The 23,678-nt window shown below is 62.0% G+C and carries 26 protein-coding genes and 1 tRNA gene; 13 read left to right on the top strand and 14 right to left on the bottom strand.

Annotated elements, in window-relative coordinates:
• Positions 1–76 precede the first annotated feature (76 nt).
• Positions 77–1,549: a hypothetical protein gene (locus BBJ66_RS02260; protein ID WP_071084672.1), complete on the top strand. Its 1,473-nt coding sequence runs from the start codon at positions 77–79 to the stop codon at positions 1,547–1,549.
• Positions 1,550–1,584: 35 nt separating this feature from the next.
• Here BBJ66_RS02260 and BBJ66_RS02255 read toward each other — a convergent pair whose 3' ends face one another.
• Both BBJ66_RS02255 and BBJ66_RS02250 read right to left on the bottom strand, forming a co-directional pair.
• Positions 1,585–2,193, bottom strand: a complete 609-nt coding sequence (locus tag BBJ66_RS02255) for a pyridoxamine 5'-phosphate oxidase family protein (protein ID WP_244511613.1) — start codon at positions 2,191–2,193, stop codon at positions 1,585–1,587.
• An 8-nt stretch (positions 2,194–2,201) separates the two neighbouring features.
• Complete coding sequence (locus tag BBJ66_RS02250) at positions 2,202–2,906, bottom strand: SDR family oxidoreductase (RefSeq protein WP_071084670.1); 705 nt, start codon at positions 2,904–2,906, stop codon at positions 2,202–2,204.
• 117 nt (positions 2,907–3,023) lie between these two features.
• Here BBJ66_RS02250 and BBJ66_RS02245 point away from each other — a divergent pair, with 117 nt between their 5' ends.
• Positions 3,024–3,899 (top strand): LysR substrate-binding domain-containing protein, encoded by an 876-nt coding sequence (locus BBJ66_RS02245; protein WP_071084668.1) that lies wholly within the window; start codon positions 3,024–3,026, stop codon positions 3,897–3,899.
• Between the two features lie 27 nt (positions 3,900–3,926).
• Here BBJ66_RS02245 and BBJ66_RS02240 read toward each other — a convergent pair whose 3' ends face one another.
• Positions 3,927–4,223, bottom strand: coding sequence for a hypothetical protein (locus BBJ66_RS02240; RefSeq protein ID WP_071084666.1), 297 nt, complete (start codon positions 4,221–4,223; stop codon positions 3,927–3,929).
• Positions 4,224–4,238: 15 nt separating this feature from the next.
• Positions 4,239–4,418 carry a hypothetical protein gene (locus BBJ66_RS02235; RefSeq protein ID WP_049730639.1) on the bottom strand — a complete coding sequence of 60 codons (180 nt, stop codon included), beginning with the start codon at positions 4,416–4,418 and terminating at the stop codon, positions 4,239–4,241.
• Positions 4,419–4,625: 207 nt separating this feature from the next.
• Here BBJ66_RS02235 and BBJ66_RS02230 point away from each other — a divergent pair, with 207 nt between their 5' ends.
• From BBJ66_RS02230 to BBJ66_RS02220, 3 genes are all read left to right on the top strand, one after another.
• Positions 4,626–5,147 (top strand): hypothetical protein, encoded by a 522-nt coding sequence (locus tag BBJ66_RS02230; RefSeq protein ID WP_071084663.1) that lies wholly within the window; start codon positions 4,626–4,628, stop codon positions 5,145–5,147.
• Between the two features lie 131 nt (positions 5,148–5,278).
• The gene (locus tag BBJ66_RS02225) at positions 5,279–5,524 is read left to right on the top strand and encodes a DUF982 domain-containing protein (protein ID WP_003588894.1); all 246 of its coding nucleotides are present in this window, start codon (positions 5,279–5,281) and stop codon (positions 5,522–5,524) included.
• Between the two features lie 289 nt (positions 5,525–5,813).
• A complete protein-coding gene (locus BBJ66_RS02220; RefSeq protein ID WP_071084661.1) occupies positions 5,814–6,239 on the top strand; it encodes a hypothetical protein in 426 nt (141 codons plus the stop codon).
• A gap of 54 nt (positions 6,240–6,293) precedes the next feature.
• Here BBJ66_RS02220 and BBJ66_RS02215 read toward each other — a convergent pair whose 3' ends face one another.
• The 4 genes from BBJ66_RS02215 to BBJ66_RS02200 all read right to left on the bottom strand — a co-directional run bounded on the left by BBJ66_RS02215 (position 6,294) and on the right by BBJ66_RS02200 (position 11,203).
• Entirely contained in the window at positions 6,294–6,950 is a 657-nt protein-coding gene (locus BBJ66_RS02215) for a DNA methyltransferase (protein WP_071084659.1), read from the bottom strand.
• Between the two features lie 155 nt (positions 6,951–7,105).
• A tRNA-Arg gene (locus BBJ66_RS02210) sits at positions 7,106–7,182 on the bottom strand.
• A 122-nt stretch (positions 7,183–7,304) separates the two neighbouring features.
• A complete protein-coding gene (locus tag BBJ66_RS02205) occupies positions 7,305–8,837 on the bottom strand; it encodes an ATP-binding protein (protein ID WP_071084658.1) in 1,533 nt (510 codons plus the stop codon).
• A 368-nt stretch (positions 8,838–9,205) separates the two neighbouring features.
• Complete coding sequence (locus tag BBJ66_RS02200; RefSeq protein WP_049730654.1) at positions 9,206–11,203, bottom strand: methyl-accepting chemotaxis protein; 1,998 nt, start codon at positions 11,201–11,203, stop codon at positions 9,206–9,208.
• Positions 11,204–11,622: 419 nt separating this feature from the next.
• Between BBJ66_RS02200 and rpmH the strand changes: the two genes are divergently transcribed.
• The 4 genes from rpmH (at position 11,623) to yihA (ending at position 14,769) form a co-directional block, all read left to right on the top strand.
• Positions 11,623–11,757 carry a 50S ribosomal protein L34 gene (gene rpmH / locus BBJ66_RS02195; protein WP_003570740.1) on the top strand — a complete coding sequence of 45 codons (135 nt, stop codon included), beginning with the start codon at positions 11,623–11,625 and terminating at the stop codon, positions 11,755–11,757.
• A 21-nt stretch (positions 11,758–11,778) separates the two neighbouring features.
• Positions 11,779–12,180, top strand: a complete 402-nt coding sequence (gene rnpA, locus BBJ66_RS02190) for a ribonuclease P protein component (RefSeq protein ID WP_049730655.1) — start codon at positions 11,779–11,781, stop codon at positions 12,178–12,180.
• Complete coding sequence (yidC, locus tag BBJ66_RS02185; RefSeq protein ID WP_071084655.1) at positions 12,180–13,973, top strand: membrane protein insertase YidC; 1,794 nt, start codon at positions 12,180–12,182, stop codon at positions 13,971–13,973. The genes rnpA and yidC overlap by 1 nt, the downstream gene beginning before the upstream one ends.
• A 142-nt stretch (positions 13,974–14,115) precedes the next feature.
• On the top strand, positions 14,116–14,769 hold the full coding sequence (gene yihA, locus BBJ66_RS02180; RefSeq protein ID WP_071084653.1) for a ribosome biogenesis GTP-binding protein YihA/YsxC: 654 nt from the start codon (positions 14,116–14,118) through the stop codon (positions 14,767–14,769).
• A 68-nt stretch (positions 14,770–14,837) separates the two neighbouring features.
• Here yihA and BBJ66_RS02175 read toward each other — a convergent pair whose 3' ends face one another.
• From BBJ66_RS02175 to BBJ66_RS02165, 3 genes are all read right to left on the bottom strand, one after another.
• Positions 14,838–15,392 carry a fasciclin domain-containing protein gene (locus BBJ66_RS02175; RefSeq protein ID WP_071084975.1) on the bottom strand — a complete coding sequence of 185 codons (555 nt, stop codon included), beginning with the start codon at positions 15,390–15,392 and terminating at the stop codon, positions 14,838–14,840.
• Positions 15,393–15,531: 139 nt separating this feature from the next.
• Positions 15,532–16,251, bottom strand: a complete 720-nt coding sequence (locus tag BBJ66_RS02170; protein ID WP_071084651.1) for an anti-sigma factor — start codon at positions 16,249–16,251, stop codon at positions 15,532–15,534.
• The gene (locus BBJ66_RS02165) at positions 16,248–16,787 is read right to left on the bottom strand and encodes a sigma-70 family RNA polymerase sigma factor (RefSeq protein ID WP_049730660.1); all 540 of its coding nucleotides are present in this window, start codon (positions 16,785–16,787) and stop codon (positions 16,248–16,250) included. The genes BBJ66_RS02170 and BBJ66_RS02165 overlap by 4 nt, the downstream gene beginning before the upstream one ends.
• 143 nt (positions 16,788–16,930) lie before the next feature.
• On the opposite strand from BBJ66_RS02165, the gene argB reads away from it, so the two are divergent.
• Together argB and BBJ66_RS02155 are read left to right on the top strand one after the other, a co-directional pair.
• Positions 16,931–17,818 (top strand): acetylglutamate kinase, encoded by an 888-nt coding sequence (gene argB / locus BBJ66_RS02160; protein WP_003570750.1) that lies wholly within the window; start codon positions 16,931–16,933, stop codon positions 17,816–17,818.
• Positions 17,819–18,119: 301 nt separating this feature from the next.
• The gene (locus BBJ66_RS02155; RefSeq protein ID WP_071084649.1) at positions 18,120–19,268 is read left to right on the top strand and encodes an alpha-hydroxy acid oxidase; all 1,149 of its coding nucleotides are present in this window, start codon (positions 18,120–18,122) and stop codon (positions 19,266–19,268) included.
• 59 nt (positions 19,269–19,327) lie between these two features.
• On the opposite strand, the gene BBJ66_RS02150 is transcribed toward BBJ66_RS02155, so the two are convergent.
• Together BBJ66_RS02150 and BBJ66_RS02145 are read right to left on the bottom strand one after the other, a co-directional pair.
• The gene (locus BBJ66_RS02150; RefSeq protein ID WP_071084647.1) at positions 19,328–20,098 is read right to left on the bottom strand and encodes an isocitrate lyase/PEP mutase family protein; all 771 of its coding nucleotides are present in this window, start codon (positions 20,096–20,098) and stop codon (positions 19,328–19,330) included.
• A complete protein-coding gene (locus tag BBJ66_RS02145; RefSeq protein WP_071084645.1) occupies positions 20,095–21,168 on the bottom strand; it encodes a bifunctional transcriptional activator/DNA repair enzyme AdaA in 1,074 nt (357 codons plus the stop codon). The genes BBJ66_RS02150 and BBJ66_RS02145 overlap by 4 nt, the downstream gene beginning before the upstream one ends.
• 101 nt (positions 21,169–21,269) lie before the next feature.
• Between BBJ66_RS02145 and BBJ66_RS02140 the strand changes: the two genes are divergently transcribed.
• On the top strand, positions 21,270–21,986 hold the full coding sequence (locus BBJ66_RS02140) for a pyrimidine 5'-nucleotidase (protein ID WP_049730664.1): 717 nt from the start codon (positions 21,270–21,272) through the stop codon (positions 21,984–21,986).
• A 104-nt stretch (positions 21,987–22,090) separates the two neighbouring features.
• Positions 22,091–22,723, top strand: coding sequence for an EF-hand domain-containing protein (locus tag BBJ66_RS02135; RefSeq protein WP_071084643.1), 633 nt, complete (start codon positions 22,091–22,093; stop codon positions 22,721–22,723).
• A gap of 85 nt (positions 22,724–22,808) precedes the next feature.
• Here BBJ66_RS02135 and BBJ66_RS02130 read toward each other — a convergent pair whose 3' ends face one another.
• Positions 22,809–23,675, bottom strand: coding sequence for an LOG family protein (locus BBJ66_RS02130; RefSeq protein ID WP_049730666.1), 867 nt, complete (start codon positions 23,673–23,675; stop codon positions 22,809–22,811).
• Positions 23,676–23,678 lie beyond the last annotated feature (3 nt).

Genomic DNA, 23,678 nt, shown 5'->3' with positions numbered 1-23,678 from the left:
ATATTCTTATCTTTGATCTTATATCACCGAGGTCTTCCTGCTAGGATCTCGGCAGGGATGTCAGAGGCCAGCCAGCATGAAATTACCGCATTGGAGAAGACTTGTCGGGTTTTGTGTCTGCGTCACGCTCTCCGGCCCGGCACAGTCCGAGGATGGCGTCACCATCCCCGGTTATGCGCCGGCGACCGGCGTCGAGCATGGCTACAGCGTTCAAAAAGCGACCGAAAGCGATATGTCGTTCTGGTTCGACAAGCCGGGCGCCTCGATGACGGCGCGCGGCGTATTTCACCCCCGCATGACGGTTCTGTCGCGAGATGAAAACGGCATGCGTGTCCGCTGGTTGCTCAACGCCGAACTGCCGGAAGGCACTGCCGGCGCTGCCGATAGCTATCAGATGAACCTGCTCTACCAGAACTCCCTGACGGCCTACGGCACCAGCACACTCGACCTTGAAACGGACCTGAACGGCTATCCCAGCAATCTGTTCGGCGTCGATCGGATCCTGGCGCATATGCGGGAGATGGCCGCCAATGGGCCGGGTGGGGCCGCCGCGCCTCCAGAGAGCGGGGTCAACGGCATCATCGGCAAGATAGAGCAAAACCCTCTGCTGATTGTCACCGCCTTGGTGCCGGAGGCGCAGCTGCTTGCGACCGGACAATTCTATCAGGATCAGCTCATGCAGATCGGGCAGGCCGCGGCGGGGTCGCGGATCGAGGATTATGGCGGCGTCAATGTCCCCGTGACGTCGACCTGGACCCTTGAGTCCACCGACGCGGCTGCGCGCACGGCAACTCTTTCCGTCTCGGAAGAATTCGACCCTGCAGCGTTGAGCCAGTCGCAGGAGCCGGCGACGGCAAAGATGATAGCGGCCTTTCCCGAACGGGCAAAGAACCTTACCGCCGATCAGCTGGCGTCCATCAAACGTGCCGGCAAGACCCGAAGCGTCAAATTCGTGATGTCGCTGGACGATGGTTCGGCGATCGAAGCCACCGAGATCGTCAGCGTGACCACAGGCGGGTTTGCGCTCAGCACCTACACCCACATATTGCGGGACGACATGCCGGCACGCTTGCCGCTCCCCGCGGTGCTGACGGCCAAGGTGTTGCAGACACCCGATCTGCATATCGAGCCGCTGCCATCTGAAAAGGCCGGGCCGGGCATCCTGGACGAGCTTTCCACACTGCCTTCGCCACCAGCATCGCAGGAGACGGCAGTGGCGACGGGCAATGACGGGGCTGAGGCGATCGCGCCTGTCTCGCTTGAGGTGAAGAGCGCCGAGGTCGGCCGGTCTCCCCTATCTTATGACCCGGGGCTGACTATCGTGCTCACGCCTGAGAGCACCGCCAAATTCCGCGATTTCACGCAAGCCGCATTGGGACGGCAAACCCAGTTGCTGGTCAATGGCAAGGTCGTCATGGAACCCTGGATGCGGGAGCCGATCATGGATGGCCGCATTGTTCTGGCGGGAACGGGTGGGGAAGATCTGGCGGCGATGGCCGAACAGCTGAGGGTTCCGGGCGCTGCGATCGTCGTCCGGCTGCGCCCGTAAGGGCGCGCGCGCCCCATGTCATGGCTCACTCCATATCATGGATTGACCCATCGACAGGCTGCAAGCGCGCCGGCCTGGTCATAGATCAACAGCGCCCTTCGATTGCCCTGCCGGCGCAACTCGAACCAGTCCAGCATGCGGGCGCGAAAGATCAGCAGGCCGAAGTGCGGCTTTCCCTTCGCTTCATCCGCAGGCTTCGGCGGAACCGCGTGATCGATGACGTCAAAGGCACACTCGTCCCCGGGGAGACCGCCGGTGTAGGTCGTCCGCGTCCAGGTGGAGAGCTTGTCCCAGGCGGCGTTTGCCTGATCGCTGCCGGGGGCATGCAGTTCGACCGTTCCCTGAAGCCGAAACTGCAGCCGCGTCTGCGTGGAGAAGCCGAGGATGGTGACATGGGGATTTGCCGAAAGCTCCAGCCATTTCGGGCTGCGGCTATCGGTGTGAAATTCCAGAACCCGTGATGGACCGTCGGCGCGCCGCAACACCACCATGCGCGCCTGCGGCCTCGCCCCTGAATCCACGGAGCAGAGGTTCAAGAACCGGAAACCCGACTGCGGGCTTGCCGCCGCTGTTTCCAGCTCCCGCCATGCGGCAGCGTCTATCTCAGCGAGGTTCAACGGCACAGCTTCATGATCTGCTTCCATGAGCTGTCTCAGACGGAACGGGTAATGCCGCCGTCGACGCGGATGTTCTGACCGGTGATATAGCCGGCGCCATCGGAGAGCAGGAAGGCGACGGTCGCGGCGATTTCCTCGGCCGTACCGTAGCGGCCCATCGGCACGCTGTCGCGCCGCTCTTCGGTGGCGGGAAGGCTGTCGATCCAGCCGGGCAGGACATTGTTCATGCGGATGTTCTTCGCCGCATAGGTATCGGCAAAGATTTTGGTGAAGCTTGCCAGCCCCGCCCTGGCGAAGGCCGAAGTGGGAAACATCGCCGACGGCTCGAAGGCCCATGCCGTCGAGATGTTGACGATGGCGCCGCCGCCCTGGGCCTCCATGATCGGCGCGACCAGCCGGATCGGCCGCACGGCGCTGAGGAAATAGACCTCCATGCCCTTGTGCCAGTCCTCGTCGGTAATTTCGAGGATCGGCGCGCGCGGCCCATGGCCGGCGGAATTGACCAGCGCATCGATCCGCCCCCATTTCCCCATCGCCAGATCGACGAGCCGCTTCACATCGTCATTCACCAGGTTCGAGCCGGTGACACCGACACCGCCCAATTCCTTGGCGAGCGCCTCGCCCTTGCCCGACGAGGAAAGCACCGCAATGCGATAGCCGTCCGCAGCCAGCTTCCTTGCGGCGGCGGCACCCATGCCGGAACCGCCTGCGGTGATGAGAGCGACTTTTTCTTTGGACATCGGAGCCTCCAATCGTTGAATTGCGAAGCAGTATGCCAGAGACAGCCCCGACTTTCGCCTCAGAAAGAAACGTGTCAGACTGTAGAAAATCTACTGGAAATCGCCCGGAAATCTTGAATGGCCCAACCCCGCCGCAAGCTGCCGCCGCTGAATGCGCTCCGCGCCTTCGAAGTCTCGGGCCGCAGATTGAGTTTCCGCGCCGCCGCCGAGGAACTGGGAGTGTCGCAGGGCGCGGTGGCGCAGCAGGTGCGCGCGCTGGAAGATCAATTCGGCCTGATGCTGTTTCAGCGCCTGCCGCGCGGCCTGGCTCTGACCCCGCAGGGCGCGGCCTATCTGGCGGATGTGACGCGCGCCTTCGATACGCTCGGTGAGGCGACCGGGCGGCTTCTCGCCCGGCCGGACGCCGTGACGATCAGCGTCACCCCGACGGTCGCCGCCAAGCTGCTGATCCCCCGTCTCGCCGAGTTCAAGGCGGCCCTTCCCGACGTGGAATTGCGAACGGTCGCCACCGAGGCACTGTCCGACTTCGACCGCGATCAGGTGGATATTGCGGTGCGGCTGACCCGCGGGCCTTTCCCGGCCTCGCTGGAGGCGCGGTTGCTGTTCCGCCAGGAACTCGTCGCCGTCGCCAGCCCGCATCTGGTGAAGCACCTGCCCCTTCCGCTGACGGCCGATGCGCTTCGCAAGCTGCCGCTTCTGCATGACGCCGTCAGCCCCTGGCCGCTCGTCCTGCGATCGCGCGAGAAGCTGCCGGGTGCCGTGTTCAACCACACCACGCTGGCGCTGGATGCGGCGCTGGCCGGCCAGGGCGTCTCCTTGGCCTGCCGGGCGTTCGTGGCGGCGGATCTCGAGGCCGGGCGGCTGGTGCAGGTGATCGATGAGACGACGCTGATCGAACCGGACTATTTCCTGATCCGTAAACGCTCGTCATCACCGCGAAAGGCGGTCGATGCGGTATGGCACTGGTGCGCGGCGCGGCTGTCGCTGGGTTAAACCCATAAACCGACGCCAAGTCGGATTTCAATTCTTGGGTTCAGGGATCAGGCGTATCAGCGCTCCGTTAGACGCCGCGCCGCTGATTGTCGTTGAGATCTGCCGAAGCGGTCCGCGAGCGATGAGCATCTCCGGCGCAAGGTGTTTTCCAGGCCCCGGATCGGCAAAGGCTGAAAACGCGTGATCCGACTCGAGCATCGCCATGAATGATGTCGCGACGATTGCTTCGCCGCAGGCGGCGCATCGAAGAATGTACGAACCGAGGTGCACAATCGATTCTGTTTCGTCCAATCCGCACGATGGGCAAGCCAACATATTGTTCATTGGTTCACTCCAGTCCTATGACGCGGCGGCCAGGACGATGGCGATGACGAGCAGCATCGGGCCCATCCACTTGAAGTGACGAACTAGAGGCGGATTGGCGGAGTAGCCGGGCAGCGGCAGATAGCCAAAGCCCACCGAGGTCATCCACAGGCCGGCGCAAAACATGATGATTTCATCGATATAGGCTGCGATCATGGCTCTCCCGCCGTCGTAAGAACACTGTGACGCTCTGCCTCGACAAGCGGAGCCGCTCTATCCTAGCCGGACGGCGGCCTCCAATTAAACATTTGGCGGCGCCTTCGAAAAGACCAAAGGCTAAACTCAAGGTGGTACAGCCGCTGCAAATCCCGTAAGCATCTGAAACTCGCGACGAATGCGACCAAGCCACCTCGGGAATATCACATGCGCAACGCCCAATTCATTCGCTTCACTGCCTTCTCGCTCAGCATCGCTTTTGCGACATTTCAGACCGAAGACCTCATGGCCGGTCCGGCCAAAGAGAAGTTCTTCGATGCCGCCCTGTGCAAACCGCCCTATTCGATGACATCGGCAACGGAGATTTACGATGCCGCGGAAGCTCTGGCCAAGCCGGACAGCTCGTCGCTCGGTGCGGCGATCTACAAGATCCCGAGCCAGATCGGCCGCGACGGCTTCAAGTCGACAGAGGTTTTCTTTGCCAGCAATGCGGTCGGAATTTTGGTCGAGGGCCAACGCGCTGACGATCTGGCGAAAAAATACCGGTTGAAGCCGGAGACCTCGGACCTGCTTGGGACATCCACCAAGGGTTATTCGCGCGAGCTTCCCGCCGATCAGCAGCCCGAACCGGGACTTGCCGGTCCCGGAAAAGTCCGGATCGTCGCCCGCCAAGGGGACGCCTTGCCGGGCAAGACATTGCTGGCGTGCGAATTCGCCCAGGATTTTTGAGAGGCGCCGCATAAGCCTGCAGTCGGCTTTGCTCGAAAAAAGCAGCTCATTCAAGCCGTCGTCTCGCCACGCGGGATAAACCGCCTTATGTGAGGATGCGGCAAAGGGCACGCAGCGGAGATCCTGAGACAATGCAAACCATTTGGAAGAAGCCGGTAACACTCGCCCTTGAAGGCCCGGATCAGTGGGTGGTCATCCAGACGACCCAGGCCGCAACATGGGCGCTGGTCGAAGACTGGCCGACCGAAGAGGGTCCGGCGCTGGATCGGGCGTGCGCGGTTTGCGCGGATGTCATGTCGGGCAAACGAAACCGGGAAGAGGCGCGGCAGGCCTTTATCGAAGCTGCGATCGAAGCCGGCATCCCGATCAAGGAGTAGGCAAAGGCATTTGGACTCTGTTGGGCCTGATGCCTCCAGCAAGGGCACGAGCCGGCGGTTCCGACACTGGTGTGGCTTTTGTCGTTCTTTCACGCGTGCGGTGGGGAAAGTTCGCTCCAGCGTCCACATCGGCAAATCGCCACATATTCTTCGACATTCAACATTCCATGGTTGCAACGGCAAGAATCTAGCGTAAGAACGTTTCATGAACTAGGAAAAAAATCTTAGGGTATTTTTGAGATCGCCTGATCCCGTCAGGGACAGGAAATTGCACGCGGTGGAGGGCAGGATGCGAAAGGTCGGCATGAGGAAGAAGAGCGCCATGGTCGATGGCCAGCGGCTGCTGGCATTGGTGTCGATCCTGCTGGGAAGCGCCGTTCAGGCTTTTTCCTGCGATCAGCCGGTCGTGATTTCGAATTGGTCGCTCTGTGCGACCGGCAATGTGAGCGCTGAGGGCGGCGCCGCTGATTGGAAAGTCGTTCCCGCATGGACTCGCCAGAAAGCCATAAGCGCGTATTTCGAAAACGAGCCGCGGCTCTTGGCAAACCACGGCCTTTGCAACGCCAAATTCCAACGCGTCGTACTCTGCCTGCCGGGATGGCAAACGGGCAACCCGGATGAGTGTTCATATCTGGTTTGCAGCGGCTATTACTCTTCCGTATTCGGGAAGAAAGAAAGGGAAGACTATGAAAGAGACTTCCCGGCCAAGCAATAGTTTGCCGCTTCGCTGCCTTGGGCGGTCACTGGAGTTGCGGTCGCGGCAAACTTTTCATCCGCTTGCATTCTTGAACACGAGGCACTGGGTGAATCGGTTGCCGCTTTCCACCGCTTCAGACCAATTCACCACAATTTCCCCTTCAAGCGTCATGACCTCCGACAAAGCTCTTCCCAGATCCCAGACAAGGGGAGAGAATTGTTCGTTGGTCAGATTGTCGGCCTGAACGACAAGATAAGCGTTCGTCTTCATGCGTTTGCAGATCCGGCCGTATATTTCCTGCATTCTTTTGAGATAAACGTCATAGCCATCATAATCCGGATCGCCGTTATGAAGCGGGTTCCATTGATGCCAATGGGGCATGTATGGCGGCGACGTAATGCAAAAATCCATCTCGGGAAGGTCGAAGGCTGCCAGCTCCGCGCTATCGCCGCAGAAGAGATGATCCTTTGTCGTTATGCGTTCCCTGACCCATTCATATCTCTGCCGGTCGGCTTCTATCCCATAAGGGATTCTGCCCCTCTGCTCGCAGACAAAGAAGGTGGTCCCCAAGCCCACGAAGGGATCGAAGACGGCGTCTCCTGATTTTGTAAACCGATCAAGCAATGCCGACACCAAAGCGCCGGGAAATCTGATTTCATCGCCGTTCTGAAAGTCCGGCAAGGGAAATTGATGTTGGTTGGAGACCGTCCATAATTCTGAAATTGCCACGGCAAACTTCCTGCGCCCCACAGCTGTCACCGGACACAGTTCCTCCGCTGGCCCGTGGGAAAAATGCTCGGTCAGCTACACACAGTATCAGAGGCACACGTCAGATGGCGTTCCCTTTCGGGAGCCAAGCGGAATTAAAGCTGATAAAAAGGAAATGGCGCACCCGAAGAGATTCGAACTCCTGACCCCCAGATTCGTAGTCTGGTGCTCTATCCAGCTGAGCTACGGGTGCGTGCAAGTGCGGCGGTGCCGCTTGCGTGGGCGATCCTCTAAAGCGTCCTTGGGGACAATGCAAGAGCATTTCGGAAAAAATCGCGCGTTTCATAATTTGCGGCCGCGGCTTTCGAAATCCTGTCACTTTTCGATGTGCGTCCGGCTGCGGTAATCCTCCAGCGAAACCGGGCGATCGGGGATCTCGATGCGGAACTGGGTTCCAACAGTCGGTTTTTCCACCAGCGCGATCGTGCCGCCATGGGCGAGCACCAGCTCGCGGGCGATCGTCAGCCCGAGGCCGGTGCCGCCGGAGCGGGCGGAGCCGCGAAAGGCGGCAAAGAGGTTCTGGCGCGCCTTCAATGGCATGCCGGGACCGGTATCATCCACCGTGATGCTGACGACGCTGCCGACGCGCTGGGCGGCGACGGTGATGCGCCTGACCGTACCCGGGGCGCCCTCGCCCGGCGCGGTCAGCGCCTGCAGCGCATTGCGGCAGAGATTGTGGATGACCCGGAACAACTGCTCGCCATCGGCGTCGACCTTGAGATCGGCGGCGATCTGCTCTGAGAATTCGATGCCGCTTTGCGGATCGATCGCCAGCATGTCCTTGACGTCCTGGGTGAGTTCCAAAAGCGGGATATGGCGGCGGCGCGGGGCGGATTCGCTCGCCTTGCCATAGGACAGCACCTCGGTGGTATAGCCGACGGCGCGGTCGATGGTGCGCAACAGCTTCGGGGCGAAGCTTTTCACCATCGGATCGTCGACGTCGACCAGCCGGTCCGACATCAGCTGCGCCGAGGCCAGGATGTTGCGCATGTCGTGATTGATCTTGGAGACGGCAAGGCCGAGAGCGGCGAGGTTCTTCTGCTGCTTCAGCGTCTTCTGCAGCTCCATCTGCATCGAGGTGAGGTTGCGGCCGGCAACCGCCAGTTCGTCGCGGCCGCCATCGCCGATATAGATATGGGCGGGGTTTTCGGGATCGGAGGAGAATTGCTGCATGCTGCCGGTCAGCCGGCGGATAGGGCCGATCAGGATGCGGTTGATCGCAAAGAAGATCAGCGTCGCGGTGAAGAGCGAGATCAGCACCGACAGCAGGAGAACGTTGCGGGAATAGGCAAACATCGCCGTGCGCAGCTGCCTGTCCTTCATCACCACCTCGACGCCGGTATTGGTGTCGCCGACGGGGCCATAGACGCGGATCATCCTGCTGCCGCCGAAGATCAAGGTGTCGAGCGCATCGCGTATCGCCGTTGCCGGCGGCACATCGGTCAGATCATAGGCTTCATCGACCGAGGTCGGCATATCGGTCGTCGCCAGCAGCCGCGAGGTCCCGTCCTTGCGCAGCACGATCGCCTTGGTGCCGGTCGCCTCGAGCGTTTCCTTCTGCAGGGCGCGCGGCAGCTCGACCGGCTGCAACCCATCGATGACGATGGCGGCGGCGGCGGCCGTGTTCAGCCTGTCCTGCAGCCAGCGTATCCGCATGCTGGCGACCGAGGGGAAGAAGATCAGGATTTCGGCGAGCATGATAAAGACGACGGTGAGCCAGAGCAGCTTGCCCGACAATCCGCCGAACATTCCGCCGAATCTGCCGGCAGACGGGCACGGCGCCCTGGCGGTCTCGCCGGCCGCGGTGGTTTCCGCCGAAGGATTGTCGCCCTGATCTTGTACCGGCATTCTGGTCTCGCCCGATCGGCAGCACTGCAGCCGCCCTCACCGTTGGAGCTGTATATTAGACCAAAAGCCTCCGCTTTCAAATCTTTGCGAGCAGCGTCACGTCGTCACAAAGAAACGCCGCCCGAGAGGAGTGAAAGCCCCCCCAACCCCTCCCCCACAAGGGGGAGGGACTAATTTGCGGCGCCCGCGCAGCAAATATCAGCCTTTCCGCGGATGAGACGACGAAGTGGGAAGCGCGGGTGCGACAGGTTAAGCCTCTCCCCCTTGTGGGGAGGGATTTGGGGCGGGGTCTTTGCCCGGCGCGGACCGGGCAGAAAAACTAACGCCGCCCGGAGGCGGCGTTAAAAATGGCGAGTGATCAGTAAGGATCAAAACTCTTCCCAGCTCTGCTCTGCCGCGGCAGCGTTGCCGCCGAAGGCGCGGGCGACCTTGGCGATCGCGCGGCGGGCGGGAGAGGCGACCGGCCGTTGCGGCTCGTTGCGGACCAGCGCCACCGGTGTCGGGGCGTCGTCCGACAATTTGAAGCGGGCAATGAGGCTGACCAGCCCGCCAGCTTCGGCCGACAGCCTGTGCGTGGCGGCGGAGGTCTCTTCCACCATGGCGGCATTCTGCTGTGTCACCTGATCCATCTGGTTGACGGCGGTATTGACCTCCTTGAGGCCGGTCGACTGCTCGGTCGCAGCCGTAGCGATCGAATGGATATGGTCGTTGATGGCGATGACCCGGGTGCCGATTTCCGCCAGCGCCTCGCCGGTCGCTTGCACCAGCTTGACGCCGACCTGCACTTCGTCGCCCGACTTGGTGATCAGCGCCTTGATGTCCTTGGCGGCGGTTGCCGAACGCTGGGCAAGTTCGCGCACTTCCTGGGCGACCACGGCAAAGCCCTTGCCGGCCTCACCGGCGCGGGCTGCTTCGACACCGGCATTCAGCGCCAGAAGATTGGTCTGGAAGGCGATCTCGTCGATGACATTGATGATCTGGCTGATTTCGCGCGAGGCCTGCTCGATCCGGCCCATCGCCTCGACGGCGTTGCGCACGACGACGCCTGATGCACCCGACTTGTCCTTGGCTTCGGAAACCATGACGGTTGCTTCATGCGCCCGCTCGGTGGAGTTCTGGACGACGGCGGTGATCTGATCGAGCGCTGCTGACGTCTGTTCGAGGGCGGCCGCCTGCTGCTCGGTGCGCTTCGACAGGTCGTCGCTGGCATTGCGCAGCTCGGCGGTGTTGCCGTTCATCGCTTCCGTCGTCTCGCGCACCTCGCGCATCGTCGCCTGCAAGGTGACGAATGTGTTGTTGACGTTCTGCTGCAGCTCGGCGAAGGCACCCTGGAAACTGCCGCGCATCGTCTGGGTGAGGTCGCCTTCGGCAAGGCTTGCAATCACACGGCGGGTCTCGCCGATACCGGTATCGACGCTCGACAGCAGCGTGTTGATATTGCCGGCGAACTGGTTGAGGTTTTCGTCCTCATAGTCCTTGCTGATACGGTGGCTGAAATCGCCGGCCGCAGCCGCGGCGACGACGACCGACATGCTCGACTGCAGGTCGTCGCTCTTGGCGCGCATGGCCGCCTCCTGGGCGTTCAGGCGCTTGACGGCAAGGCCGTTCTGCTTGAAGACCGCGACCGCCGCGGCCATCTCGCCGATTTCGTCCTGGCGCCCGGCAAAGGGAACCTCGGCTTCGAAATTGCCGTCGGCGACGGCCTTGATCGCATCGGTGACGCGCTTGATCGGGCGGCTCAGATGGCTGGTGCCGATATAAAAGCCCATGCCGATGCCGGCCGCGATGCCGATGCCGGTAATGCTGAGGACGAGCATCAGCACCCAGGAGCGGAAACTCTCGATCTCGGCGTTGACGGTCTCCAGCGCGGCTTTGTCGATGGCGACGACCGCGTCGATCTCAGCCTGGAACGCCTTGCGGTTGGCGCGGTTGGCTTCATTGTTGCCCTGGGCGCTGGCGGCCTCGGGGCCGACTTCGGTGCCGAGCCGGGCCGTTTCCGCGCGGAAGGTGCGGAATTCTGCGGCGCGGGCGGCAAGCTTGGCGAAATCACCCTTCTCCTCCTCCGGCACCAGCGGCGCCCAGCCCGCGATGACCTTGTCGATCTCGTCGAGGCCGGCCAGCAGGCCCTTGGCGAAGTTCGGCGTATCCTTGATCGTCTTCGCCGCATAGATGCCGCGCGATTCCATCACCACGGCGGTGACGAAGCGGTTGAGGCGTTCACCGGCATAGGCGCGGGCGGCAGCCTGCTCGTAAGCCGTCAGGTTGCGGCTATATTCGTGCATGGCCGACAAGGCCGTTGCGCCGATCAGAAGCGCGACGGAGCCCATCACGCATACCAGCAGATTAATTTTGCCGCGGATCTTCAATGCACTGTCTCCTACCTACGCCACTGCCTGGAAAGCAAATTGCCAGCCGATGATCCGAATATCGGTGAAATTGATTAAAGTTCGATTGCCAATATTTACGATTATGGCCGGGGAAAATTATCCATGCCGGCCCTGACGAGGGCGCGAAAAGCCCTGAAAACCGGGCGATCGATCTGCAGCGACGGCAAAGCACAACCAATCGGCGCAGGTCGAATTTCTTAACACCAGAGTGCGAAAATACTTGTCGAGCCGGCCGCGCAAAGTGAAATTATCGCGTATAATTGACTTTCACCGGCTTCGTCCGTATAAGCCGCCGCACGTCCGGTCATTCAGGCCTTTCATGGCCCGCCCGTTCGAAAAACAACGCTCCTTGCATTGTGCAAATTCAAGAAGGGCCGCACTCCGCGGTGTTTAAATAAATGAAGCGTACCTACCAACCATCCAAGCTTGTTCGCAAGCGTCGCCACGGCTTCCGTGCGCGCATGTCCACGAAGGGTGGCCGCAAGGTCATCGCCGGCCGCCGCGCGCAGGGCCGCAAGCGTCTTTCGGCTTAAGGCCGGGTTGCCCGAGTAGAGATGGCGGGCGAATTGACGACCAATGAAAAAAAACACACTGTCGGGCGGCTGAAAAGCCGCCCGCAGTTTCTTGCCGTACGCGAAGGCGAAAAACGCCGCGGCGGCCTCTTCCTTCTCGAAGTCCTCGACCGGAAGGAACCCGACAGCCAAGCCCGCGTCGGCTTCACAGTCACCAAAAAACATGGCAACGCAGTCGAACGCAACCGTATGCGCCGCCGCCTGAAAGAGGCGGTGCGGCTTCATGCGGGGTTTGCAATGCAGCCCGGACACGACTATGTGGTTGTCGCGCGCAGGGACGTGCTTGAGGCGTCCTTCAAAGAATTGGCCGCGGAACTGAAATTTCGCGTGGAAACCAGGCCGAAACCCCGGCGCTCCGGAGATGGACGCCCCAGGAACGTATGATGGAAAAAAACCGCAATTACTTCATTGCGATCGCTCTCTCGGTGCTGATCGTCCTCGGCTGGCAGTTTCTCTATATGAATCCGCGCATCGAGGCCCAGCGCAAGGCGCAGGAAGCCCAGAAGGCGCAGCAGAAGACCGAACAGGTGCAGCAGCCCGCAGCCGATGGCGCGACGCCGGCTCCGACCAGCGGTACGGCGCCCTCCGGTCAGGCCGTCGCCACCGCGACGCTCGAACAGGCGCTCGCAAAGAACCCGCGCGTCGTCATCGATACCCCTGCGCTTTCCGGCTCGATCAACCTTGCCGGCGCCCGGCTCGACGACCTGAAGCTCAAGGGCTATCACGAGACCGTCGACGACTCGAGCCCGACCATCACCCTGTTCAGCCCGGCCGAAACCAAGGACGGCTACTTCACCGAGCTCGGCTATATCGGCAGCGACGCGACGGGCAGCGTTCCCGGCGCCTCGACGCTCTGGACCGCGCCCGAGGGCGCCAAGCTCACCGACAAGACCCCGGTGACGCTCTCCTACACCAACGACAAGGGCCTGACGTTTACCCGGACGATTTCCGTCGACGAACGCTACATGTTCACCGTCGCCGACAAGATCGAAAATACCGGCCAAGCTCCCGTATCCCTGTCTTCCTACGGCCGTGTCACGCGTTACAACAAGCCGACGACGCCCTCCGTCTACGTGCTGCATGAAGGCTTCATCGGCGTCATCGGTGACGACGGCCTGGTCGAAACCAAATATACCGCCGCCGAGAAGGAAGCCGTCATGCCGCCGAAATCGACCGGCGGCTGGCTTGGCATCACCGACAAATACTGGGCCGCGACGATCGTTCCGCCGCAGACGTCAGCCTATGAAGCGCGCTTTTCGCATTTTGCCGATGGTCAGCCGCGCTATCAGGCCGACTACAAGGACGATGCCTTCACCGTTGCGCCGGGCCAATCGATCGAGCTCAAGAACCTCGTCTTCGCCGGCGCCAAGGAAGTGCCTGTCATCGACGGCTACGAGGCCAGCTATTCGATCCCGAAGTTCGACCGGCTGATCGACTGGGGCTGGTTCTATTTCATCACCAAGCCGATGTTCAAGCTGATGGACTTCTTCTATCGCTTCTTCGGCAATTTCGGCGTGGCGATCCTGTGCACCACCATCGTCGTCAAGGCGTTGTTCTTCCCGCTCGCCAGCAAGCAATATGCGTCGATGGCGAACATGAAGCGCATGCAGCCGAAGATGGAGGAGCTGAAGGCGAAATTCGCCGACGACCGCATGGGGCTGCAGCAGGCGACGATGCAGCTCTACAAGGAAGAGAAGATCAACCCGATCGCCGGCTGCTGGCCGGTGGCGCTGCAGATCCCGATCTTCTTCTCGCTCTACAAGGTGATCTACATCACCATCGAAATGCGGCACGCGCCGTTCTTCGGCTGGATCAAGGACCTTTCGGCGCCCGATCCGACGACGATCGTCAATCTGTTCGGCCTGCTGCCCTTCGAAGCGCCGACCATTCTGCATCTCGGCGTCTGGCCGCTGATCATGGGCGTCACCATGTTCCTGCAGATGCGCATGAACCCGACGCCGCCCGATCCGACGCAGGCGATGATCTTCAACTGGATGCCGCTGGTGTTCATGTTCATGCTGGCAAGCTTCCCGGCCGGCCTCGTCATCTACTGGGCCTGGAACAACACGCTCTCGGTCGCGCAGCAGTCGGTGATCATGAAGCGCCAGGGCGTCAAGGTCGAACTTTTCGACAATCTGAAGGGCTTGTTCCGGCGAAAACCGGCGCCGTCGAAATGATGCTCTCAAGCCCCGCTCCGGCGGGGCTTTTCATTTCCGGGCGGACCGAGGCGCGAAGCGCAGACCACCTCAAAGCTTGACATCCGTCCGCAAAACCACGAAGCCCGGTTAAGAGACAGAACCCTAGGATTGCCGAGCCCGCATGCCCGAAACCGAAAAGCCGCTCTTCGGCCACCCATGGATCTTCATCCGGGGCGTCCCGTCGCTCAACTTCCTGCCGCCGGAAGGGCCGCTTGAGGTGGCCTTCGCCGGCCGTTCCAATGTCGGCAAATCGTCGCTGATCAATGCGCTGGTCGGCCAGAAGGGGCTGGCGCGCACGTCGAACACGCCGGGGCGCACCCAGGAGCTCAATTATTTCGTTCCGGACGGTTTTTCCGGCGAAAGCGGCGACATGCCGCCGATGGCGATCGTCGACATGCCGGGCTATGGCTATGCGCAGGCGCCGAAGGAGATGGTCGACAAGTGGACCAAGCTGGTTTTCGATTATCTGCGCGGCCGCGCGACGCTGAAGCGCGTCTATGTGCTGATTGACAGCCGCCACGGCATCAAGAAAAACGACGATGACGTGCTCGATCTGCTCGACAAGGCGGCCGTCTCCTATCAGATCGTGCTGACCAAGACCGACAAGATCAAGGCGCCCGCCGTGCCGAAGCTGCTTGCCGAGACCGCGGACAAGATCCGCAAGCGCCCGGCCGCCTATCCCGGCGTGCTGTCCACCTCATCGGAAAAGGGCGACGGGCTGGACGATCTGCGCCAGGCGATCGGCGAAACCGTCGGCGTCGCGCGCTGGAAATAAAGGGGCGCCCCGAAGGACGCCCCAGCTGCCGGAACCGCTCAACACTTCCGGACACTGCGCATCTGGATTTACATCTTCGGCAGCAGCACCTTGTCGACGACGTGGATGACGCCGTTCGACTGTTTGACGTCGGCGATCGTGACATGGGAGACGCCGCCGTTTTCGTCGGTCAGCGTAATCTTGCCCATGCTTTCCCTGGCTTTCAGCACGCAGCCGCCGACGGTCTTGATGTCGTGCTCGCCGCCGTCATCCTTGATCATCTTGGCAACGGTCTTGGCCATCGCATCGGCGGCAACCACATGGCAGGTCAGAACCTTGGTCAGCGTCGCCTTGTTTTCCGGCTTCAGCAGCGTCTCCACGGTGCCCTTCGGCAGGGCGGCGAAGGCTTCGTTGGTCGGCGCAAAGACGGTGAAGGGGCCTTTGCCCTCGAGCGTGCCGACCAGGCCGGCTGCCTTGACGGCTGCGACCAGCGTCGTGTGATCCTTGGAATTCACGGCGTTTTCGATGATGTTCTTGGTGGCGAACATCGCCGCACCGCCGACATCGGGGTTCTTGGCGGCGGCAAAGGCGACGGCGGACAGGGCGGCGGCAAGCGCGAAGCCGCGCAATAGGGACTTGATCATGATTTTCTCCTCACCGGACAGCATCCGCGGGCCTTATGCCTGAGCGTCGTCCGGACATTTCGAACTACGGAGGTTCGCGCCGAAGAGTTTCAGGCGGGAGAAATGATTTTATGCGGCGCCGATTACGGTCGGTGCCCGATCATGGCCGGCGTAAAGCGCCGCTTGCGATCACCGGACCGGTCGCCTGGCCGGTCGGCGAGCCGCCGAAGGGTTCGAGGCTGACGGCAAGCGTTGCGCCATCGGCGAGATGGCCGCGCAGATCGGCGGGAATGACGAGTTCGCCGCTCTCGCCCGGCTGGAAGACGCCAAGCGATTTCGGCAGGCCGCTACCGGGTACCAGCCAGAGTTCCAGCGACTTCTCCTCCGGCTTGCCGGCGGCGACCGGCACGATCTTCAGCCGACCGCTCTGCAGCTCGTAAGAGGCGAGAAGATTGATGGCGCTGTTCTGGCCGGAAAGCGAGGCGACGAGTGGCGTCGGCCCCTGCGGCTCAGGCACCACGCCGGAGGCGAAGATGACGGCGCTGACGGCGACGACGATGCAGGCAAAGCTCAGCGAGCGCCAGAAAACCGCCGAATTCCAGAGCCCTTGCGAAAAGGATGCGGGTTTTTCAGCATCCCCGAACAGCCGCGCCTCGATCCGCTTGAAGGTTTCCCGGCTGGGAGCGGCGGTTTCATACTCGTCATTGAAGGCGGAAAGGTTGGTTTCCCAGCGGCTGACGATCGCGGCAAAGGGCCGATCGTGGCGCATGCGCTCTTCCACCACCCGCCGGTCCTGCTGCGACAGGACGCCAAGCACATATTCGCCGGCGAGAACCTCGTCGCGGGAGCGGTCTCCCTTGCTTTTGTCGGGCGATGTCATCGTTCCATGCACTCTCTCAGTTTCAACAGGCTGCGCCTGAGCCAGGTCCGCATCGTGTTCAGCGGCACACCAAACTGATCGGCCAGTTCCTGATAGCTCAGCCCTTCGACATAAGCCCGTTTCACCGCGACCGCACGATCAGCTTCCAACTCTTCCATGCAGGTGTCAATCCGCCTTCCTTCATCCTTCGTCACCGTCTGCATTTCCGGGTCGGGTGCGGCGTCGGCAAGATCGTAGGCGCTGTCCAATTCGTCGGCGACAGGCTTGCGCGTCCTCAGCGTATCGATCGACCGGTTGCGGGCAATCGCCGAAAGCCATGCCGAGGACGAACCCGTGGCTGCCTGGAAGCTTCCGGCCCTTTGCCAGATGCTGATATAGACTTCCTGCAGGGCTTCTTCGGCTTCCGTGCGATCCTTCAAGATACGCAGGCAGATGGCAAAAAGTTTCGGTCCGGTCTGATTGTAAAGGGCAACAAAGGCCCTGCGGTCGCCGAGCGCGACGCGGCCGATCAGGTCTGCAATCTCATCGCCTTGCATGCCGTTCCTCATATCGTGCTTGGGTGCGCCGGACGCTAAAAACCATCGGCTCCGCGCCAGATACGAAAAACTATTGCCCTCTGGATTGTTCCCTCTGTCGGAAACTTGCGATAAAAGGCCGCGAACAATTCCGCGGGGTCCCCATGAACGAGTCCGAAAGCGAACTGCAGGCACGGCTTCTGGCCAAGGCGCTGCCCTTCATGCAGCGTTACGAGAACAAGACGATCGTCGTGAAATATGGCGGCCACGCCATGGGCAATCCCGAGCTCGGCAAGGCCTTTGCCAGCGACATCGCGCTGTTGAAGCAATCGGGCGTCAACCCGATCGTCGTTCATGGCGGCGGCCCGCAGATCGGCGCCATGCTGAACAAGATGGGCATCGAATCGAAATTCGAGGGCGGGCTGCGCGTTACCGACCAGAAGACGGTCGAGATCGTCGAGATGGTGCTCGCCGGCTCGATCAACAAGGAAATCGTCGCGCTGATCAACCAGACCGGCGAATGGGCGATCGGCCTGTGCGGCAAGGACGGCAACATGGTCTTCGCCGAAAAGGCGCGCAAGACCGTCAAGGACCCGGATTCCAACATCGAGCGGGTGCTCGATCTCGGCTTCGTCGGCGAGGTGGTCGAGGTCGACCGCACGCTGCTCGATCTGCTCGCCCGCTCCGAGATGATCCCGGTGATCGCCCCGGTTGCGCCCGGCCGCGACGGGGCGACCTACAATATCAACGCCGATACTTTCGCCGGCGCCATTGCCGGGGCGCTGAACGCCACCCGGCTGCTGTTCCTGACCGATGTGGCCGGCGTGCTCGACAAGAACGGCCAGCTGATCAAGGAGCTTTCCGTCGCCGAAGCCCATGCGCTGATCGCCGACGGCACGATCTCGGGCGGCATGATCCCCAAGGTCGAGACCTGCATCGACGCGATCAAGGCCGGCGTCCAGGGCGTCGTCATCCTGAACGGCAAGACCGCCCATTCCGTCCTGCTGGAGATCTTCACCGAGCACGGCATCGGAACGCTGATCGTTCCCTGATCGAGAGTGGTCGACGCGAACCTGCGCCAGCAGGGGATGGACGCAAGGAGCAGCGCTGCGGCATGTCCTTCGAGGCTTCGCCCTGCGGGCTACGCGCCTCAGGATGAGGTGCGTTGGAGAATGCCTCACTGAAGCAGGGGGGTGGAGGTTGATCGCCATCGCCTGAGCGCCGTCCCGCGCAAAAACCGCCCAAACAGCGACAATCCTATCGGACAGGCCGCAAATCGCCCGATCTAGCCTTGGCAAGATTTCGAATCGTGTTTTAGGTTGCTGCCCGAAAACCAACGGGTCGAGCAAACAGATGCGCCTTACAGACTGCTATAATTTCCACGACTTCCGGCGCATGGCCAAGCGGCGGCTTCCCGGGCCGATCTTCGATTATATCGACGGCGCTGCCGATGACGAGGTGACCTATCGGCGCAATACCGCGGCTTTCGAGGCCTGCGATCTGGTGCCCGATGTTCTCAGAGGGGTGGCCGAGGTCGACATGTCGGTGACGGTCATGGGGCAGAAGCTGGCGATGCCGGTCTATTGCTCGCCGACGGCGCTGCAGCGGCTGTTTCACCACCAGGGGGAGCGGGCGGTGGCGGCGGCGGCGGCCAAACACGGCACGATGTTCGGCGTCTCCTCGCTCGGCACGATCAGCCTGGAGGAAGCCAGACAGCTCAGTGCCGGGCCGCAGGTCTACCAGTTCTATTTCCACAAGGATCGCGGCCTCAATCACGAGATGATGGCGCGGGCGAAAACTGCCGGCGTGCAGGCGATGATGCTGACGGTCGACAGCATCACCGGCGGCAACCGCGAGCGCGACAAGCGCACCGGTTTTGCCATTCCCTTCAAGCTCAATCTCGCCGGCATGATGCAGTTTGCGATCAAGCCGTACTGGGCGATCGACTGGATGACGCATGAGGCGTTCCGGCTGCCGCAGCTCGAAAACCACGTGAAGATGGACGGCGGCGCCCTGTCGATCAGCCGCTACTTCACCGAAATGCTCGACCCCTCGATGTCGTGGAACGACGTGGCTGACATGGTGCAGGCCTGGGGCGGGCAATTCTGCCTGAAGGGCATCATGTCGGTCGAAGACGCCAAGCGCGCGGTCGAGATCGGCTGCACCGGCATCGTGCTGTCCAACCATGGCGGCCGCCAGCTCGACGGTTCGCGCAGCGCTTTCGACCAGTTGGCCGAGATCGTCGATGCCGTCGGCGACCGGATCGACGTGATGATGGATGGCGGTGTGCAGCGGGGAACACATGTGCTGAAAGCGCTGTCGCTGGGGGCAAAGGCCGTCGGGCTCGGCCGCTACTATCTCTTCCCGCTTGCCGCTGCCGGACAGCCCGGCGTCGAACGGGCGCTGGAGACGATGCGCACCGAGATCGAACGCGACATGAAGCTGATGGGCTGCACTTCGATCGACCAGCTGACGCGGCGCAATCTGCGCTTCCGTTCCTGAGCGGAAGGCTACGTCATTGCGGGCCGCAGTCTATCCTGCGGATGCGGCCCGTCAACATCTCAGGGCTGGCTATAAATCGCCGCCGCTTCCTGCTTCAGCTTTTCCATCATCGACCGGTAAGGCCCCGGCCCATAGCTGATGCGGCCAACACCGAGCCTTGCCAGGGTTTTCACATCGGGGGCGCCGGTCCGCATCATGACATTGACCGGCAGCGACGATGCCGCGCAGATCTTTTCGATCAAACCGGGATCGATCAGGCCGGGCACGAAGAAGCCGTTGCCGCCGGCCGCCGCATAGGCCCTGCCCCGCTCGATCGCCTCGTCCACCAGGCCGGCATGTTTGGCAAGATCGCTTTCGGCCAGGAAAAGGTCGGTGCGGGCGTTGATGAAGAAAGGGATGTCCTTGGCATCGGCCATAGCGCGAATGGCGCGGATGCGGGCCGCCTGGCTCTCGGCGGGATAAAGCCCCTCGCCGGCAACGACCCGATCCTCGAAATTGATGCCGACGGCGCCGACCTCCACCAGCCTGGCGACATTGGCGGCCGCCCCCGCGGGCTCCGCCGAATAGGCGCCTTCGAAATCGACAGAAAGCGGCAGGTCGACGAAATCGGTGATGGATTTCGCCGTCTCCACAAGCACCGACATCGGCAGCTTCTCACCATCGGCAAAACCGTGGGCCGCGGCGACCGACCAGCTTCCGGTCGCCAGCGCCCTGGCACCGGCTTCCGCCACCGCCTTCGCCGTGCCGGCATCCCAGATATTGTAAAGCACGATCGGGTTGCCCTTCTGGTGCAGCGCGTGGAATGCCCTGGCCTTTTCAGTCTGGTTCATGTTGTCTCCTCCATCTTTGTTTGCGTGCTGATCTTCTCTTCATGGCGCAGCAGCCATTGCTTGCGCCAGAGCCCGCCGCCGTAACCTGTGAGCGAACCGTCCGCGCCGAGAATGCGATGGCAGGGCACGATGATCGCCAGCTGGTTGGCGCCGTTGGCGCGGCCGACGGCACGCACGACCTCCGGCCTGTGCATCTCCCTGGCAAGATCGCCATAGGCGCGCGTCTTGCCGACAGGGATCTCCATCAGCTTTGCCCAGACATGTTTTTCGAAGGCTGTGCCGCCGAGCGCCAATGGCGTCGTGAAAACGGCGAGCCGCCCCTCGAAATAATCCCGGATTTCCGCCTCGACCTGGTCGATGACAGGGGTGCGGCCGATCGCGACCGAGGAGCGGACGCGTTTCTGCAATGCTTCGAGCTCGCTCGGCAGCGCCTTGCGATCGTGAAATTCGAGGAGATGCAGATGGGTCTTGTCGGCAACCGCGATCATCGGTCCGAGCGGGGTGTCGAACCAATCGGCAAAGAGCAGTTCTCGGTTCTGCGACAGCGCCGGCGCCTTGCCGACGAGCCGCTGGAAAGCCGAGCGAAAACCGCTCGGAGACTCGTATCCGGCGTCGATCTGCGCATCGATGACCCGCGCGCCATCGGCCAGCTGCCGGGCCGCTTCGCCGAGCCTGCGGTAACGGACGATATCGTGGAAGGTCATGCCGAGCGCCCGCTTGAAGGCGCGGCGCACCGTCGAGGGGTCGTGGCCGCGGCGCACGAGTTCGTCCTCCGTCCAGCGAACCTCCGGCTCGCCGTCAAGCGCGGCCAGCAGCGCATCGACGACCGGCTCCCGGCCCGGCTGCTCCAGCGGCCGGCAGCGTCGGCAGGGGCGGAAGCCGGAATGCATGCAGGCGGCGATCGTCTCGAAGAAGAGGGTATTTTCCCGCTTCGGCTTGCGGGCCGGGCAGGTCAGACGGCAGAAGATGCCTGTCGTCTTGACGCAGACATAGGCCTGTCCCTCATAATCGGCGCGACGCGCGATCAGGGCATCATAGAGCGTGTCATCGTCGGGGCGTTCGAACAGCATAGCCGTTTCTAGCATCCCGCGCCCGCGACGTCCGCCGAAAATCGGGCGTCTATTTTTTCTTGTCGATTTCCTTGCGGTCGCAGCCATGCCATAAGTCCGCCATGACAAAGATCGACCGCACACCAGATAAAGCCGATTTCGCGCACGTTACCGACTGGGTCTTCGACCTCGACAACACGCTCTATCCGCATCACGTCAATCTCTTCGCGCAGATCGACAAGAACATGACCGCCTATGTCGCCGCGCTCTTACAGATGGAGCGGGAAGAGGCGCGCAAGCTGCAGAAGCAGTATTATCTCGAACATGGCACGACGCTGCAGGGGCTGATGATCCATCACGGCATCGACCCGAACGACTTTCTGGAAAAGGCGCATGCGATCGACTATTCGGCGCTGACGCCGCAGCCGGAACTCGGCCAGGCGATCAAGGCGCTGCCGGGGCGCAAGTTCATCTTCACCAATGGCAGCGTCAAACATGCGGAAATGACGGCGGAGGCGCTCGGCATTCTCGAGCATTTCGACGACATCTTCGACATCGTCGCCGCCGACTACGTGCCGAAGCCGGCGCAGGCGACCTACGACAAGTTCACGGCGTTAAAACGCGTCGAAACGAGCAAGGCGGCGATGTTCGAGGATCTGCCGCGCAATCTGACGGTGCCGAAGGCGCTCGGCATGCAGACCGTGCTGCTGGTGCCGCGCAATCTGGAAGAGACGCTCGTCGAATGGTGGGAAAAGACCAGCGGCGAAGAGGATCATATCGATTTCGTCACCGACGACCTCGCCGCCTTTCTCAACAAGGTCACCGGCCTCGGCGGCTGACGGATTACCAAAGTTTCATTCAGCTTACCGATGTTTAACTGGGGCTTTCCGCCCTGCTGCCGTAGCTTTCTTCGTGAGGGGACACCTCACGAAAGGCAAATACGATGTACCGCAACAAGCTGATACTGGCAGCGCTTTCCTCCACCCTCATCTTCGGCGCAGCCGCCGGAGCGGGCTATGCCGCACCCGGTGACGGGCCGCGTCAGCACGCCGGCATGCACGGTCCACACGGTCCAGGATCTGCCGCCTTCCTCGAAATCACCTATGTCAGGATGCTCAAGCAGTTCGACACGAACAAGGACGGAAAGGTCACCAAGGAAGAGGCGACGGCCGGCCTCGACAAGGTTTTCGCTGCGATCGACACCAATAATGACGGCTCGCTGACGCCCGGTGAAATCCGCGCATACCAGAAGACCGAGATGCAGGCGATGCGAGATCAGCGCAAGCAGGAGGCCGGCGAAAACAAGGGGGATAGCGCCGCCGCGACGCCGGACAATGACGACCAGGGACGGCCGCCCCGCGACGGGCACGATGGTCGTGACGGGCACCGCTGGATGCGCCATGGCGGCAACATCATGCGCGCCTCGTTGATGATGCATCGGATCGATACCGACCAGAACGGCCAGATCTCCAAACAGGAAGCGGTCGCCGCCTTCGACAAGCTGTTTGCGCGGATGGACCGCAACAAGGACGGCGTCATCTCGATCGACGACATGCCGGACCGGCCGCTGCTGTAAGGCCGCTTCTGTAAAGCTGGGCGAACCATTGCCCCCGCTCTTTCCCCGCCCGGCGGGGAAAGAGACGCGTCTCACGACCGAGACGCTATTCGCGATGCTCATAGAAATCCTGGATGATCTTCCACGCGGCCTCGGCCGTGTCGACGAAGCTGATCAGCTTGACGTCATCAGGCGCGATCGTGCCGAATTCGGCCAGGGCATCGAAATTGACGATGCTGCGCCAGAAGGCCTCGCCGAAAAGGATCAGCGGCAGCCGCTCCATGCGGCCGGTCTGGATCAGCGTCAGGCATTCGAAGAATTCGTCGAGCGTTCCGAAGCCGCCGGGAAAGACGGCGATCGCCTTGGCGCGCACCATGAAATGCATCTTGCGAATGGCGAAATAGTGGAAGTTGAAGCTGAGCTCCGGCGTCACATAGGCGTTCGGCGCCTGCTCGTGCGGCAGCACGATGTTGAGGCCGATCGAGGGTGCGCCCTCGTCGGCCGCGCCGCGATTGCCCGCTTCCATGACGCCCGGACCGCCGCCGGTGACGATGACATATTCCTGGAACCCGAGGGTCGCCGAATATTTCGAGCAGAGCCGGGCGAATTTGCGCGCCTCGTCATAATAGACGGAAGCCGCCTCCAGATTGGCGCGCTGGATATCGTTGCGCGCCGCCCAGGCGCTCTGGCCGGGGGCGGGAATGCGGGCGCCGCCGAACATGACGACTGTGGAGCGGATGCCGCGTTCCGTCAGCATCATCTCCGTCTTCAGCAGTTCCAGCTGCAGGCGGATCGGCCGCAACTCCTCGCGGCAGAGGAAGTCCTCGTCGACATAGGCAAGGCGGTAAGCGGGCGACATCGTCTGCGGCGTCTTCGGCACGGCTTCGGCGCGCTGCCTGTCGGTCGAGCTGCTCTTCAGCGGGTCCCATACGCCGTCCTTGCGCCGCGATCCGCCGTTTCGTCCCTTCGCCATGTC

The sequence above is a fragment of the Rhizobium sp. RSm-3 genome (assembly GCF_001854685.1).
Classification (GTDB): Bacteria; Pseudomonadota; Alphaproteobacteria; order Rhizobiales; family Rhizobiaceae; genus Rhizobium; species Rhizobium ecuadorense.
The sequence above is the reverse complement of the archived record's forward strand: the minus strand, read 5'-3'. Positions and strand labels throughout refer to the sequence as shown.

What these genes read in the sequence shown, in the direction of transcription:
- BBJ66_RS02260 (WP_071084672.1), top strand. Translation starts at nt 77, where the DNA reads ATGAAATTACCGCATTGGAGAAGACTTGTCGGGTTTTGTGTCTGCGTC.
- BBJ66_RS02255 (WP_244511613.1), bottom strand. Translation starts at nt 2,193, where the DNA reads ATGGAAGCAGATCATGAAGCTGTGCCGTTGAACCTCGCTGAGATAGAC.
- BBJ66_RS02250 (WP_071084670.1), bottom strand. Translation starts at nt 2,906, where the DNA reads ATGTCCAAAGAAAAAGTCGCTCTCATCACCGCAGGCGGTTCCGGCATG.
- BBJ66_RS02245 (WP_071084668.1), top strand. Translation starts at nt 3,024, where the DNA reads ATGGCCCAACCCCGCCGCAAGCTGCCGCCGCTGAATGCGCTCCGCGCC.
- BBJ66_RS02240 (WP_071084666.1), bottom strand. Translation starts at nt 4,223, where the DNA reads ATGAACAATATGTTGGCTTGCCCATCGTGCGGATTGGACGAAACAGAA.
- BBJ66_RS02235 (WP_049730639.1), bottom strand. Translation starts at nt 4,418, where the DNA reads ATGATCGCAGCCTATATCGATGAAATCATCATGTTTTGCGCCGGCCTG.
- BBJ66_RS02230 (WP_071084663.1), top strand. Translation starts at nt 4,626, where the DNA reads ATGCGCAACGCCCAATTCATTCGCTTCACTGCCTTCTCGCTCAGCATC.
- BBJ66_RS02225 (WP_003588894.1), top strand. Translation starts at nt 5,279, where the DNA reads ATGCAAACCATTTGGAAGAAGCCGGTAACACTCGCCCTTGAAGGCCCG.
- BBJ66_RS02220 (WP_071084661.1), top strand. Translation starts at nt 5,814, where the DNA reads ATGCGAAAGGTCGGCATGAGGAAGAAGAGCGCCATGGTCGATGGCCAG.
- BBJ66_RS02205 (WP_071084658.1), bottom strand. Translation starts at nt 8,837, where the DNA reads ATGCCGGTACAAGATCAGGGCGACAATCCTTCGGCGGAAACCACCGCG.
- rpmH (WP_003570740.1), top strand. Translation starts at nt 11,623, where the DNA reads ATGAAGCGTACCTACCAACCATCCAAGCTTGTTCGCAAGCGTCGCCAC.
- rnpA (WP_049730655.1), top strand. Translation starts at nt 11,779, where the DNA reads ATGGCGGGCGAATTGACGACCAATGAAAAAAAACACACTGTCGGGCGG.
- yidC (WP_071084655.1), top strand. Translation starts at nt 12,180, where the DNA reads ATGGAAAAAAACCGCAATTACTTCATTGCGATCGCTCTCTCGGTGCTG.
- yihA (WP_071084653.1), top strand. Translation starts at nt 14,116, where the DNA reads ATGCCCGAAACCGAAAAGCCGCTCTTCGGCCACCCATGGATCTTCATC.
- BBJ66_RS02175 (WP_071084975.1), bottom strand. Translation starts at nt 15,392, where the DNA reads ATGATCAAGTCCCTATTGCGCGGCTTCGCGCTTGCCGCCGCCCTGTCC.
- BBJ66_RS02170 (WP_071084651.1), bottom strand. Translation starts at nt 16,251, where the DNA reads ATGACATCGCCCGACAAAAGCAAGGGAGACCGCTCCCGCGACGAGGTT.
- BBJ66_RS02165 (WP_049730660.1), bottom strand. Translation starts at nt 16,787, where the DNA reads ATGCAAGGCGATGAGATTGCAGACCTGATCGGCCGCGTCGCGCTCGGC.
- argB (WP_003570750.1), top strand. Translation starts at nt 16,931, where the DNA reads ATGAACGAGTCCGAAAGCGAACTGCAGGCACGGCTTCTGGCCAAGGCG.
- BBJ66_RS02155 (WP_071084649.1), top strand. Translation starts at nt 18,120, where the DNA reads ATGCGCCTTACAGACTGCTATAATTTCCACGACTTCCGGCGCATGGCC.
- BBJ66_RS02150 (WP_071084647.1), bottom strand. Translation starts at nt 20,098, where the DNA reads ATGAACCAGACTGAAAAGGCCAGGGCATTCCACGCGCTGCACCAGAAG.
- BBJ66_RS02145 (WP_071084645.1), bottom strand. Translation starts at nt 21,168, where the DNA reads ATGCTGTTCGAACGCCCCGACGATGACACGCTCTATGATGCCCTGATC.
- BBJ66_RS02140 (WP_049730664.1), top strand. Translation starts at nt 21,270, where the DNA reads ATGACAAAGATCGACCGCACACCAGATAAAGCCGATTTCGCGCACGTT.
- BBJ66_RS02135 (WP_071084643.1), top strand. Translation starts at nt 22,091, where the DNA reads ATGTACCGCAACAAGCTGATACTGGCAGCGCTTTCCTCCACCCTCATC.
- BBJ66_RS02130 (WP_049730666.1), bottom strand. Translation starts at nt 23,675, where the DNA reads ATGGCGAAGGGACGAAACGGCGGATCGCGGCGCAAGGACGGCGTATGG.